This is a genomic window from Halopseudomonas pachastrellae (genome assembly GCF_900114765.1).
Taxonomy (GTDB): Bacteria; Pseudomonadota; Gammaproteobacteria; order Pseudomonadales; family Pseudomonadaceae; genus Halopseudomonas; species Halopseudomonas pachastrellae.
Window position 1 is genome coordinate 21985 of sequence record NZ_FOUD01000019.1, and the last position, 13281, is coordinate 35265.

General features: G+C 62.9%; 10 protein-coding genes. 6 read left to right on the forward strand and 4 right to left on the reverse strand.

Annotated features, from left to right (window positions below; genetic code table 11):
• The first annotated feature begins 83 nt into the window (after positions 1 to 83).
• The 6 genes from BM116_RS14620 to BM116_RS14645 all read left to right on the forward strand — a co-directional run bounded on the left by BM116_RS14620 (position 84) and on the right by BM116_RS14645 (position 10551).
• A complete protein-coding gene (locus BM116_RS14620; protein WP_083728090.1) occupies positions 84 to 1937 on the forward strand; it encodes a TonB-dependent receptor domain-containing protein in 1854 nt (617 codons plus the stop codon).
• A 180-nt stretch (positions 1938 to 2117) separates the two neighbouring features.
• Positions 2118 to 3557: a Wadjet anti-phage system protein JetA family protein gene (locus tag BM116_RS14625; RefSeq protein ID WP_083728091.1), complete on the forward strand. Its 1440-nt coding sequence runs from the start codon at positions 2118 to 2120 to the stop codon at positions 3555 to 3557.
• Entirely contained in the window at positions 3541 to 4215 is a 675-nt protein-coding gene (locus BM116_RS14630) for a DUF4194 domain-containing protein (RefSeq protein WP_211276292.1), read from the forward strand. Before BM116_RS14625 ends, BM116_RS14630 begins: the two co-directional genes overlap by 17 nt.
• Positions 4215 to 7850 carry an ATP-binding protein gene (locus tag BM116_RS14635; RefSeq protein WP_083728093.1) on the forward strand — a complete coding sequence of 1212 codons (3636 nt, stop codon included), beginning with the start codon at positions 4215 to 4217 and terminating at the stop codon, positions 7848 to 7850. Before BM116_RS14630 ends, BM116_RS14635 begins: the two co-directional genes overlap by 1 nt.
• A 146-nt stretch (positions 7851 to 7996) precedes the next feature.
• Positions 7997 to 9880 carry a PAAR domain-containing protein gene (locus BM116_RS14640; protein ID WP_083728094.1) on the forward strand — a complete coding sequence of 628 codons (1884 nt, stop codon included), beginning with the start codon at positions 7997 to 7999 and terminating at the stop codon, positions 9878 to 9880.
• A complete protein-coding gene (locus BM116_RS14645) occupies positions 9877 to 10551 on the forward strand; it encodes a DUF2931 family protein (protein ID WP_083728095.1) in 675 nt (224 codons plus the stop codon). Before BM116_RS14640 ends, BM116_RS14645 begins: the two co-directional genes overlap by 4 nt.
• A gap of 6 nt (positions 10552 to 10557) precedes the next feature.
• Here BM116_RS14645 and BM116_RS14650 read toward each other — a convergent pair whose 3' ends face one another.
• The 4 genes from BM116_RS14650 to ribA form a co-directional block, all read right to left on the reverse strand.
• Complete coding sequence (locus BM116_RS14650) at positions 10558 to 11295, reverse strand: NYN domain-containing protein (protein WP_083728096.1); 738 nt, start codon at positions 11293 to 11295, stop codon at positions 10558 to 10560.
• Between the two features lie 64 nt (positions 11296 to 11359).
• The gene (locus BM116_RS14655; RefSeq protein ID WP_083728097.1) at positions 11360 to 12169 is read right to left on the reverse strand and encodes a helical backbone metal receptor; all 810 of its coding nucleotides are present in this window, start codon (positions 12167 to 12169) and stop codon (positions 11360 to 11362) included.
• Complete coding sequence (locus tag BM116_RS14660) at positions 12170 to 12595, reverse strand: hypothetical protein (RefSeq protein WP_083728098.1); 426 nt, start codon at positions 12593 to 12595, stop codon at positions 12170 to 12172.
• On the reverse strand, positions 12588 to 13211 hold the full coding sequence (ribA, locus tag BM116_RS14665; protein ID WP_083728099.1) for a GTP cyclohydrolase II: 624 nt from the start codon (positions 13209 to 13211) through the stop codon (positions 12588 to 12590). The genes BM116_RS14660 and ribA overlap by 8 nt, the downstream gene beginning before the upstream one ends.
• Positions 13212 to 13281: the final 70 nt, after the last annotated feature.

A 13281-nucleotide genomic window follows, 5' to 3' on the forward strand; every position in this document is an offset into this window, starting at 1 on the left:
GTCAGCACGGTCGCCGGTGTCATGCCTCGACCACTGCCCGCTTTTGTCCTCGGCTCAGACTGATCCAGCCCCGAGGACACACCATGAAGAACGCCCTGCTCCTGCTACCCGGCCTGCTCGCCTGCGCCGTTGCTCAAGCCAACGATGCACTGACTCTGCCTGATACCATTGTTACCGCTTCACGCATTGAACAACCACGCGAAGCCGCGCTGGCAGCCAACACCGTCTTTGACCGCGATGACATCGAGCGCCTGCAGGCACGCAGCGTGCCGGAACTGCTTCGACGCGTCCCGGGTGTTCAGCTGAACAGCAACGGCGGCGTCCTGTCCTACTTTGTGCGCGGCGGCAACACCGCTCAAACTCTGGTGCTGGTAGACGGGCAACGCATCGCCTCGGCCACCACCGGCGGTGCTCGCCTGGACTACCTGAACATCGACAACATTGAGCGCGTTGAAGTGGTACGCGGCCCACGCTCGGCCGTCTATGGTGCCGACGCCATCGGCGGCGTAATCCAGATTTTCACTCGCCAGGGCCAAGCAGGTATGCAGCCAACCATTCGGCTGGGCGTCGGCAGCAACAACACATTCGACCGCAGCGTTGATATCAGCGGTGGCAACGAAAAAAGCCGCTTTATCCTAGGCGCCACCCTGAATGAAACAGAGGGCTTTGACCTCACAGAAGATAACCTTGGCAACGACCGTGACAACGACGGCCAACGTACCAAGAGCTACTTCGCCCGCTTTGACCACACCTTCAACGAGGATTGGAGTGCCGGTCTCAGCGTCAACGACCAGAGTGGCAAAAGCGAATTTGACGATGCCTACGAGTTCAACCCGGCCAACCCGGAAAACCAGTTCCGCGTACGCGGCTATGCTGGCTACCTGCAAGGCCAGTTGAGCAGCAACTGGCGCAGTCGCCTGGAGCTGGGCAGCAGCGAAGACCGCAATAAAACGGTCGGCTCTCGCTTTAATGACGGTCAGATCACCACCGAGCGCCACTCCGCCAGTTGGTTGAACTACATCGACCTGTCTGCTGACCAGCAGCTCAACGTTGGGGCAGATTGGCAACGCGACAAGCTGGACGCCACCAATGGTTACACCAAGGACCGTCGTGAAAACATCGGGCTTTTCGCTCAGCACAGCTGGACCGGCGAGCGCATCAGCACCGAGCTGGGCGTACGCCACGACGACAACCAGCATTTTGGTGAGCACGATACCTGGAACGCAGCACTGTCTATCCCCAGCGGCGATAGCCAGCAGTGGATTGTCAGCTACGCCACGGCATTCCGCGCTCCCACGTTCAACGACCTGTACGCGCCGCCCGGCTGGGGTGGCAACCCAGATCTGGACCCCGAACGTTCCCGAACCTTCGAGCTGCAATGGCGTGCAGACCTGCTGGACAGCCAGTGGGAAGCCTCTCTTTATCGCACCGACGTCAAAGACCTGATTGTCTGGGACTCCAGCACGTTCCAGATGAACAACGTAGACGAAGCGCGCATCAACGGACTGGAGCTGGCAGTGAACACCGACCTCATGGGTTGGGCCTCGCGTACCAGCGTCAGCTTTATCGACCCACGTGACCGCCAGACCGGCAAAACCCTGCAATTGCGTGCAAAACGTACTCTGACCAGCGACCTAGATCGTCAGTTTGGTGACTTCGGCGTGGGTGCAACCTGGGCGCTGTTCAGCGAGCGCTTTGCCAATGCAGCGAACAGCAGCACCTTGGCTGGATACGGCACTCTCGACCTGCGCGCCAACTGGCAAGCGACAGCATCAACCCGCCTGGATCTGAAAGTCAGCAACGTGCTCGACCGCGACTACCATCTTGGCACCTACCAGCGCGCCACCGGCCCCTGGCCTGCACCGTCTATCGACTACAACTACAAGGAACAAGGCCGCGCTGCCCTGCTGAGCGTGACCTGGACCCCGCAGCTGTAAGCATCACCCGCAGCGCAAGCCGCACCACCAAACCCCGCCCCGTGCGGGGTTTGTTTTTGGGAGGGTCGTATACGGCCTCCTCCCTGCATGAACTCCAGCACAGCCCGTCGCTGCAACTTGCCGCCCTGCACCGGGGTTCAGGCATAATGCGTCTTTGTCCGAACCGGAATTCGACGCCAGATGTTTTTTACCAACGAGCGACTGCAGTTTTTCCGCCCGCTCACCAGCAAATACCGCGAACAGATAGTCGAGTGCCTGCGCCTGCTGCACGAACGGCTGTACAGCGCCCGCGCCGACTACGGCGAATCGCTCAAGCGCGAGCAGGTGCTGGATATCTTCAGTGAAGCGCTGGAACGCGCGCCGCTACTGGAAAGCGAAGACGAAGATGCCAGCCGCTTCAAAAGCAACCGCGAGCAGGCCAGCTGGATTCTCACCAGCCTGATCGAAAACGGCTGGCTGGAGCGCCAGGTGGATCAGGCCACCTTCCAGTCCACCTACCCGTTCAGCCGCATGGGCCGGCTTTTTGCGCAGTCACTGGCCGAGGCTGATGGCCGCAACACCCGCACCCGCCACCGCAATACGCGCAACACCCTCAACGCGCTGTCGGCTTTTGCCGAGCACGGCGAGGTGTATGACCTGCTCGACGCCCACGAATACGCCGAACGCATCATCGCCGACTTCACCGACATTATCGCCGAGCTGGAAGAGCGCAAGCGCCAGCTGGTGCGTGAGGTAGAAGCGCAGCAACTGGTGCAGCAGGCCAGCGATCAGTTCTTCGACTTTATGGAGCGCCGCTTCCAGCCAGACCTGGCCGTGCGCCTGTCGGCCGACAGCGTCGAGAAGCACCGTGAACGCATTCAGGATGTGATTGCCCGCATTCGCCGCAAGCCGCGCGAATGGAAGGCCGAGGCCGAGCGCGAGCTGCGCCGCCTGGCGCCTGACCTTCTCGTTGACGAGCGCAGCTCGATTCTCTGGCAGCTGCTGGACGGCATCGAAGGCTGCCTGCGCAACGCCGCCGACATCATGCTGCCCGCGCTGCGCCGCACGCTGCAGAGCTTCACCCAGCGCGCCGACATCATCATCCGTCAGCTCAGCTACCTGCACAGCCAGAAGCACAGCGACATCGTTGGCCTGTGTCGCGAGCTGTCGGCCCTGCCCGCCGAGGAGCAGGCCGCACGCCTGAGCGCTGCCGGTGACGAGATGGCGGTAGTCAATCTGGCGCTGGTCGATCCGGGCCAGGTGAAGCTGCGCGAGCGCCGCGAACGCCCGCCCGTACACAGCCTGATGGAAAGTCTGGACGCACCGGAAGACGACACCCTGCGCACGCTGGCGGTTAATCAGTTGCTCGACAAAGCCTTCAACGTTAACGCCAGCGGCCTGCGCAATTACCTGCGCGCCGCCTTGGGCAACGGCAGCCAACTGAATACCCGCGACCTGCCGATCAACAGCGCCACCGACCTGCTTGCCCTCAGCCACGTGATCGCGCTGGCCAGCGCCGAGCACGCCGCCAGTGGGCTGCGCGTGCGCATCGAGCCGAGCGGCGAAACCATCAGCAACGAAACCTATTTTGATCGCCGTGACGGCTTCATCATCGATCTGGAACATGACGAACATGCGTGACGCGCTGGACCACCACCTCAACGAACGCGGCCTGAGTGCCGAGGACTTTTCCGAGCTGATGATCCGCCTGCTCGACCGCGGCGTCCTCTGCCGCGACGAAAGCAACCGCGAGGCCGAGCTCTACGACCGTTACCTGCAGGCCGCCGAAGTGGTCGAGGATTATCTCTCGGTACTGCGCATCCGAGTGCTGCACGAGCCGCGCTTCAATCTGGTTCGGGTGTTCCCGCCGGGTGCGGAAGTGCCCGGTCTGGTCGATGCCGACGACAGCTTCGGCAGCGGCCTGCGCGAGCGCCTCAACCAGCAGGAAGTGGCGCTGATTCTCGTGCTGCGCGCCGAGTACGACAAGGCCCTGCGCGAAGGTCAGGTCGACGAGTTCGGGCAGGTCATGCTGTCGCTCGAAGCGCTCAACCTGAGCAGTCGCAACCTGCTTGGCCGCTCACTGCCGGAACAGCAGAGCGAGCGCCGCAACCTGCTGCGTCGCCTGCGCCAGCTCAGGCTGATCCGCAGCCCCAGCGACGCCGAACTGGACAGCGGCGAAGCCTGGCTGACCATTCGCCCAGGCATCATCAGCCTGGTGACCGACAGCGCACTGGCCCAGCTCGCCAGCCCCGAGATTGAAAACCCGGAAGACCAGCCGTCCGCCGAGGAGAGCAACTGATGTATCTGAAGCGTTCGATTACCGTCAACTGGGGCAACCTGCCGGTCGAAGAGCTGGAATACGGCCCGGTCAACCTGTTCTCCGGCGGCAACGGATCCGGCAAGACCACCGCAGCGGATGCTCTGCAAACGCTGATGACTGCCGCCCACGACAACCTGTTCAACTACAACCCCGGGCAGGACGAAACCACCCAGCGCGGCCGCGGCGGCAAGCAGGTGCGCACCCTCGCCTCCTACGTGCTTGGCTGTGACGACGGCGCCTACGCCCGCCCCTGGGATACCGACGGCTACATCGCCGGCGTGTTCCACCCGACCCGTGGCGAGACCGCCGAGCCCTTTACTGCGGTGATCGGCGTGCGCGCCCATCTGGACGCCGCCGGCAGCAGCCGGCAGGCGCGGCAGGACGAGCTGCTGCTGATGATCATCCCCGGTGAAATGCTGTCGCTGTCGCACTTTCTGCGCGAACAGGACGACGGCCGCCACGTGATCGCCGTGACCGAACTGCCGGGCCTGCTGCGCAAGCAGTTCAGCGCCCAGCAGATCGAAGTCTACGACCGCAAGAGCGCCTATCTGGCCCGTTTGTACGCCGCCCTGCGCGGCCGCCGCGATACGCTGTCGACCCGCGAAGCCAAGAACGCCGCGCGTACCTTTGCCAACTTCATGGCCTACAAACCGGTTAAATCCATCGACCAGTTTGTCGCCGAGGAAGTGCTGGAGCCGCGCGAGTTTGGCGACACCATCAAGCGTATCCGCGAGTTGCTGCGCACCGTCCACGGCATGGAGCAGGAAGCAGCGCGCGTGCGTCAGGCCGTCGAGCTGCTGTCGTTGACCACCAGCCAGACGACTCAGTATCTGGACAGCTGGCTGGAGCGCACCGGACTGGAGTACGCCGCGGCTGCGCAAGCCTGGCAGAACAACCAGCAAGGCTATCTGGCCGCCAAGCAAGAACAGCAGCAGCTCGCCAGCCAGCTCGAAGCCCTGCAGGAAGATCAGCGCCTGACCACCGAGCGTCTCGGCCAGGCCCACCACGAACTGGTGCAACTGGAAGCCCGCCGTCAGGGCATTCCGGCGCTGCAGAACAAAGATCAGTTGGAGCAGCGCCAGCGCCAGCTGAGCGAACAACTGCGCAACGCTGTGCCCGGCCTGCTGACCCAGGCCCATCAGCGCGACCGCAACCTGGTGGCGCTGCAATCGGCCGGTGCGCTGCTGGCCCAGCACAGCCTGAGTCAGGCGCTTCCGCAGCTGGCCAGCCGCGGCTGGCGCGAGGCCAGCGCGGCAGTGCTGGCCGCCGAGCGCGAACCGGTCGCCGACCTGAACCAACTGCTGGCCCGCGACTGGATCGACCTGACTCCGCTGGACGCCGGCCTGGACGCCATTCGCAGCCAGCAACGCGCCCACAACCAACTGGCCGAGCGCCTGCGCGATCAGGACAGCGAAGGCGCCAGCCTGCTGCAACGCGTCGACCGCCTGGTACAGGAGCGCACCAGCGCGCTGAACAACCTGGATCGTCAGGTCAGCCAGATTCGCCACCAGATCAGCACCCTGCAGAGCAGCCGCGTTACCTACCCCGCGTACGTCGAAGAAGCGCTGCTGGCGATCCGCAAGCAATGCCCGCAGGCCGACCCACGCGTACTCTGCGACCACGTAGAAGTGCTCGACCCGGATTGGCAGATGGCTATTGAGGGCTATATCGGCGGCAGCCGCTACGCCATTCTGGTCGAGCCAGAATACGAAGCCGACGCCATCCGCATCGTGCGCCAGATGAACAGCCGCGAGCGCAACCGTGCGCGGGTGATTCAGGGCAGCAAGGCCAAGCAGGACGCCGAACGCATCAACCTGCCGAAGGACTCGATCCTGCAGGTCATGCGCTTCAGTCACCGCGTTGCCGAGTACTACCTGCAGGCGTCCTACGCCACGGTCGCCCGGGTTGCCGACGCCGGCGCGCTGCGTCAGACCCGCCGCGGCATCACCCGCGACGGCATGGGCTCTGGCAACTACGCGCTGTTCCGCTGCGATATCGACGACAGCCAACTGGTATTCGGCGCCGCCGCCCGCGAGCGCAACCTGCGCGCGCAGGAGCAGCGCCTGCACGATCTGGATCTGCAGCAGCACCAGCTGCGCCGCGAACTGGAAGGCCTGCGTGAGCTGGCCCGCCAGTTAGGCCAAATTGCCCCGCTCGATTACGCCGCCCGCGCCAGCGAGCTGCTCGACAGCCAGCGCCAGCTGCGCGAGGTAGAGCAACAATTGGAAGCGCTCGACCTGGGCGCCCACCACGATCTGGAAGCGGAGCAGCAGCGCGTTACCCTACGCCACCGCGAGCTGGAACTGCACGGCAAAGACCTGGACGTACAGCTCGGCCGCCTGCAGGAAAAACAAGTCAGCATCGGCCAGCGCATTACCCACTTTGCCGACCAGAGCGACGCCCTGCTCGATGCCCGCGACAACGCCGAACAATACCTGTTGGATGCGGCTGCTCAGGTGCCGGGCCTCGACCCACAGGCGCGCCTGGAGCAACTCGACGCCATGCTGGAGCAGCGCGGCGGCCAGTTCGACTTTATCGCCGACGCGCAAGCACTGACCAGCAGCCTGCACCGTCAGGTCGCCGACCTGCAGCGCGCCATCGAGCACTACAACGAGCAGGCCCAGCCCGCCGATCAGGTGCTGGCTGATACCCCGGCGGAGCTGCACAGCCTGGCGTTCTTCCGCCACGTTGGCGCACTGCATCAGCAGCTCGACAACCTGCACAACCGCCTGCGCAACAACGTGCTGCTGGCCAAGCAGGAGCAGCTCGCCAGCCTGCGCGACAGCTTCAACACCACCTTTGTCAGCGACCTCTGCCACGAGATTCATCAAGCTATCAACGACGGCCGTCGCACGCTGGAACAACTGAACAAGGAGCTGGAGCACCACCGCTTCGGCGCCGACCGCGAGCGCTTCCAATTCGACTGGGACTGGCTGCCCGAGTACAAGGCCTACTGGGAGTTCTTCCGCGAACTGATCCAGATGCCGAATCTGGGCGACGGCACCAGCCTGTTCGACGATACCCTGTCCGAGCGCTCGACCGAGGTACGCGACCAACTGCTCGCCCTGCTGCTGGACGGCGACGAACAGCAAGCCCTGCGCGAGCTGGAGCGCATCAGCGACTACCGCCGCTACCGCCGCTACGACATCCTCAAGCACCCGGAGGGCAAGTCTGCCATCCGCCTGAGCGAATACGGCACCGGCTCCGGCGGCCAGCTGGAAACCCCGGCCTACATCATCCGCGCCGCCGCCGTGACCAGCGCCTTCCGCTTCAACGAGGGCGACAGCCACCTGCGCATGGTCATCGTCGACGAAGCCTTTATGCACATGGATGAAATCCGCTCGCGTCAAGTCATCGCCTATCTGACCGAGACCCTCGGCCTGCAACTGATCTTCATCATGCCGACCAGCAAGGCCGGCCCCTTCCTGGAGCTGGTCAGCAACCAGTTTGTGTTCAGCAAGGTGCCCAGCAGCCAGCAGGTCGGCGAGCTGAACACCCGCGTGCTGCTCGACCGCCAGCAGCTCAACCGCGAGCGCGTGGCCGAGCTGTGGGCCCAGCACCGCCGGGTGATCCGTCAGCAGGGCGCGCTGGAATTTATGGAAGACGTGATCTGACCCTGTGAGTGCGTTGCCGGACACCCCGGCAACGCATTGCAGCGGTAGATGCCAAACACCGCACATTCACCCGAATAGTCGATTGTCCGACCCGCCAACACCCCGCAGGATCTGCGCAGGCACACCTGCAGCCAGAGGGAATTGGCATGTCCGGCAAACCCGCCGCACGACTCGGCGACCCCACACAATGCCCACAGACCGGCCACGGCGCCCGCGCCATCGCCAGCGGCGCCCCCACTGTGCTGTTCAACGGTAAGCCCGCCGCACGCCTGGGTGACAGCACCACCTGCGGCAGCTCACTGGCCGGCCAGGTCATCCCCAACGTCCTGATCAACGGCCGCCCCGCAGCAGTGCTCGGCAGCACCGGCAGCCACGGCGACGCCGTGATCGCCGGCTCCGGCAATATCTTCATCGGCACCACCACCGGCAGCGCCAGCACAGCAGTACAGGCCGTCGGCGCCCTGGTGCGTACCCTGCAAGCGCTGTTCGGCGCGCCACTGGCCACCCGCGCCAACATCGCCAGCGCCGCCCCGCTAGAGCGCGAGGAAGAAGAGGAGGAAGAAGAAACCGAACTGCCGCAAAAACAGCGCATCACCCTGCGCGTCGGCATGTTCTTCGACGGCACCCTCAACAACCTGCCCAACGCCTCCCTCACCGCCCAATGCCGCCGCGAAGACCTGGCCCAACTCGGCCCCGACGGCCTCGAAGCCGTCACCCGCTTCTGCCAATCCCACGGCTATAACGACAGCAACGGCGATGCCTTTTTTGATCAGCGACCTGATAACAGTTATGGGAATGAGTTGAGCAATGTGGCGTTGTTGTTTCGCTTGTACCGCGACGACTCACGGGAGCAGTTACAAGCTGAAGCCAAGGAAGCCGCGGTGAAGGTTTACATTGAAGGCGCCGGTAGCAAAGCAGGCGAAGATGACGCCACCATGGGTATGGCGTTTGGGCAAGGCGAAACAGGGGTTGTTGAGCGGGTTGAGCAGAGCCCTGCTCTTCTAACGAGAGCAATCGACAACTTAAACCGTCGAAATCCAGAGCTTGTAATTGAAAAAATCGAGTTCGATATCTTCGGCTTCAGTCGCGGTGCCGCAGCCGCTCGCCACTTTGCCAATGAGGTGCTGAAGAGTAGTTGCGGAATTCTCGGCACCAGTTTGGATACCAAAAGCCCTGCGTTTGCTCCTAGTTTCTCCATTGAAGAAGGCATGAGCATCAATTTTATCGGCGTGTTCGATACCGTGGCCGCCATCGGCGATCCGGCTCAGGGCCACCTTAGCGTCGGCGATGATTATAACCCAGGCGTTAATCTGCACCTGCCACCCGACTGCGCCCGCAAGGTAGTGCATCTGACCGCCGCAGATGAACACCGACACAACTTCAGCTTGAACCAGGTAAGCGCTCCACATGAAGAACTGGAACTTCCCGGCGTGCATTCCAACCTGGGTGGCGGGTATCCAACACTGTCTTACGAACGGTTGGTGATTGGCAGGCCCGTATTCTTCCTTAGCAACCACTACCCCTTGGACGGCCCAGCTCGTCAGCAACTGGTTCGCTCCCGCGCGTGGTTGGTCAGGCAGCAGGAGGAAGAGCGCTTTCGGGCCCGCGGCCTACCGGGCGACGGGCGCTTTGAGCGGCATGAAGAAGTGGTCGGACAAAGCTCGAACGCACGGGTGTTGCTGACTCTCTCTGTCATCCGCAGCGTCCGAGGCGAGCTGTCCCGCGTGTCCCTCAAGGTCATGCATGCGAAGGCGGCGATGGCGGGCGTGCCGTTCGGCGCAATAAACGATGCCGACAAACGCTTCGCTATCCCGCCAGACCTCGCGCCCATCGCTGAAAAGGTGTTTTCCGCCTGCATGATGGGATGCAGCCCAACCCTGAGCGAACAGGAGAAACGCTTTCTACACAGCCGCTATATCCACAGCTCAGCCAACTGGGTGCCAGTACACGGCTTTATGGCCAACAAACCACGTCATGACTTTACTCGCGCCGTCTACCCAGATAAGCCACAGAACGGGTACCCCGTATGATTGCTCGCACCCTGATCCTGCTAACAGCGCTTATCCTCAGCGGCTGCCAGAACAGCACACAAATTAAACCCTTCCCGCCGAAGCCGGACCTGCCTTACGACGCATGGTACATAGGCTTGGGAACCCCCACCTATATGGAAGCCTGGGTTGAGCAAGTAGACCTGACTGACGTAAACGATCTGATGTACGAAGATGTGTTTGGCGGAATTGCCTCAACAAGCACACCGCCCAACAATAGGGGTGACGCACACGGCTGGCCTGAAAACCCCGGCCCTGGCTCTAGCTTTCCCATGACGGGGATAGACCTACCTGAAAAGATCACTGTGCTCTGGCAATCACTCGCCGAGCCGCAGGCTTACCGCGCCAGTTTCGAGGTGTCAGCAGAGACAAGAGCGGAGATGTTGCAGCCGAGACTAGCCTATTGCGCCTGGAGAGACGAGTACGAAACCCAGTACCGCGACACCATTGCCATCGGAGTAGCACCCGGCGGGGTAGTCAAAGCCTGGTTGATAGGCCCATGTCTTGACTCTATCGAAATCGCCCACGTCCAAGGCGAAATAAACCCCGTCGGCCCCTACAACGGCACATCCAACGGCGAGTTCTACCGTCCACCCAGCCCAAACGCCCAACACTACATCGACACCCACGGCATCCCGTTTGGCAGCTGGTAAGCGCGCTCAGCCTTTCTTGCCCGGACGCTGGTCCTTGACCAGCAGCAGGTTGTTTTCCCGTCGCAAGGTGAACAGGCCTATCCCTTCCACCAAGCCGCTGAACTTGCTGTAGCCATAGTTGCGCGGGTCAAACTCGGGCATTTGCTTGGCCAGCTGGCTGCCTACCGGGCCAAGGTTGGCCCAGCCTTCGTCGTCAGACGCCGCCTCAATAGCCTGACGCAGCAGGTTGCACAGCTTGGTGTCCTGGCGCAGCTCCTGTGCCGAACGACGCTGAATAACCGTCTCCGCGTTCTCGGGGTGCTGAGTAAAGATTTCGGTGTAGATAAAGCGGTCGCAGGCGGCAACAAAAGGTTTGGGCGTTTTCTTCTCGCCAAACTCGTACACCACCTTGCCCGACTCACGCAGACGCGCCGCCAGCCGGGTGAAATCGCTATCGCTGGAAACGATGCAAAAGCCGCCAAGGTCTGCCGAATACAGCAAGTCCATAGCGTCAATGATCATCGCACTGTCGGTCGCGTTCTTGCCTGAGGTGTAGGCAAATTGCTGAATCGGCTGAATCGAGTGTTCCAGCAACGAGGCTTTCCACTTGCCCAGACTCGGCGTGGTCCAGTCACCGTAGATGCGCTTCACGCTGGCGACACCCAGCTTCGCCACCTCGGCCAGCAAGCCCTCAACAATCGCCGGATTGGCGTTGTCCGCATCAATCAATACGGCCAACCGGGCCGGCTCAATCTGCGCAGCCATCGCCTCACTCCCCTGTGTATGCAGCTGCCATCTTGGCAGGGGGAGCCGCTAACGGACAAGCCCGTTAACGCCTCACCAACTCACACAACCGCCCCACCCCCTCAATAATCGCCGGCGTCGGACGAACCAGCAGGTCGCTGTCCAGCACGTACAGGCGTTGCTGTTCAACGGCGGCCAGTTGTGGGAAGCGGCGCCATTCGTCGAGCCAGCGCTCGGCGGTGATGCCGGCGTCGGCCAGGGCGATGATGGTGTCGGGGTTGGCGACCAGCACGCCTTCGCGGCCTACCTGCGGGGCCAGGCCGGTGAGATCGGCGAAAACGTTGTCGGCGCCGCAGAGGCTGAGGGCGTCGGACAGCAGTTGGTCGCCGGCTACGGTGTACAGCGGGTTATCCCAGAGCTGCAGGAACACGCGTGGCGGGTTTGCGCCCTGCTGCGCGCGCAGCTGATCAAGCTGGCTATTGAAGCTGCCGGCAAGTGCAGCGGCTTGCGCTTTACGGTCGAGCAGCTCGCCCAGCTGCAGGGTCATGTCGTCGATATCATCAAGCCGCTGGGGGTCAAACTCGGCTACCTGAATGTTCCAGCTGCGCAGGCGCGCCAGTAGTTCGGCAGGGCTGCCGCTGCTCCAGGCAAGAACCAGATCAGGTTTGGTGGCGACGATACGTTCTGCCGACAGAGTGCCGTAGCTGCCGACGCGCGCGACGTTGTCGAGTTCGCCGTGCAACTGACCGTCATCCAGCACACCCACCAGTTGGCTGCGGGCATCGAGCTGCAACACCATGTCGGTAAGAAAGGGGGCAATGCTAACCACCCGTTCGGCGGCACTCAGCGGCGCAGCCAGCCAGCACAGCAGGCCAAGGCTGGCCAGCAGGCGCATTCAGTCGACCCAGGCGGCCGGCGGACGGTACAGCAGCATGACACCGAGGCTGACGATCACCAGCAGCGCCAGCGGGATGATCTCGCCCACACAGAAGTAGTGCACCAGTGCGACCAGCGCCGGCAGGGCCGCAGCACTCAGGCCCAGACTCTGCAGCCGATGCAGGCTGCCCCAGGCGCCAGCGGCTTCATCGCTGGTGCCGAGGGCATCGACGCGAATCAGCGCGCGCTTGTACAGGCGAAAGCGCCACAGCGTCAGCAACAGCGTGGCCATGCCAAAGGCAAAAAGCGGTACGGCAGCGGCGTCGAACAGGCCGTTCCAGTCGCCCAGCACCATGACCAGCAGAATCGGCAGCAGCAACACGGCAGCGCTGAGCATGCGCCAGACGCTGCGCAGGGTACGCCAGTGGGGCTTGGGATCAAACATCGTCGGGCTCGGTTTCAGCTTGGTGCAGTTGACCCAGCATGTGGCCCAGCTTGCCGGCCTTGGTCGCCAGGTACTTGGCGTTATGCGGGTTCTTGCCAAACTGCAGCGGCAGGCGCTGGGCCACCTCTACGCCAAAGCCCTGAATCGCCTTGACCTTGCGCGGGTTGTTGGTGAGCAGTTTGAGGCTGGTGATGCCCAGATGGTCGAGCATCGGCTTGCAGATGCCGTAATCGCGCTGATCCGCGCCAAAGCCCAGCAGCTCGTTGGCTTCTACGGTATCGGCGCCGCCGTCCTGCAGGTGGTAGGCGCGGATCTTGTTCATCAAACCGATGCCGCGGCCTTCCTGGCGCAGGTACAGCAGCGCGCCACGGCCTTCGTCGGCGATGGCCTTGAGCGCGGCTTCCAGCTGAAAGCCGCAGTCACAGCGCAGGCTGAACAGGGCATCGCCGGTCAGGCATTCGGAGTGCAGGCGCCCGAGGACCGGCTGGCCATCAGACACATTACCCATCGTCAGCACCACATGCTCCTTGCCGGTCGCTTCTTCCAGGAAGCCGTGCATGGTAAATGTTCCCCACTGAGTGGGCAGCTGAGATGAAGCAACAAAGGTGACTGTCACACCGGTCTCCTGTACAGCCTTTACAAAAAAAGGGCTGCCATATTAGCAGGAGAAGGCCGCGTGGGCGATC

Excerpts from the sequence above, each read along its gene's own strand:
- BM116_RS14620 (WP_083728090.1), top strand. The coding sequence starts at position 84 with ATGAAGAACGCCCTGCTCCTGCTACCCGGCCTGCTCGCCTGCGCCGTT.
- BM116_RS14625 (WP_083728091.1), top strand. The coding sequence starts at position 2,118 with ATGTTTTTTACCAACGAGCGACTGCAGTTTTTCCGCCCGCTCACCAGC.
- BM116_RS14630 (WP_211276292.1), top strand. The coding sequence starts at position 3,541 with ATGACGAACATGCGTGACGCGCTGGACCACCACCTCAACGAACGCGGC.
- BM116_RS14635 (WP_083728093.1), top strand. The coding sequence starts at position 4,215 with ATGTATCTGAAGCGTTCGATTACCGTCAACTGGGGCAACCTGCCGGTC.
- BM116_RS14640 (WP_083728094.1), top strand. The coding sequence starts at position 7,997 with ATGTCCGGCAAACCCGCCGCACGACTCGGCGACCCCACACAATGCCCA.
- BM116_RS14645 (WP_083728095.1), top strand. The coding sequence starts at position 9,877 with ATGATTGCTCGCACCCTGATCCTGCTAACAGCGCTTATCCTCAGCGGC.
- BM116_RS14650 (WP_083728096.1), bottom strand. The coding sequence starts at position 11,295 with ATGGCTGCGCAGATTGAGCCGGCCCGGTTGGCCGTATTGATTGATGCG.
- BM116_RS14655 (WP_083728097.1), bottom strand. The coding sequence starts at position 12,169 with ATGCGCCTGCTGGCCAGCCTTGGCCTGCTGTGCTGGCTGGCTGCGCCG.
- BM116_RS14660 (WP_083728098.1), bottom strand. The coding sequence starts at position 12,595 with ATGTTTGATCCCAAGCCCCACTGGCGTACCCTGCGCAGCGTCTGGCGC.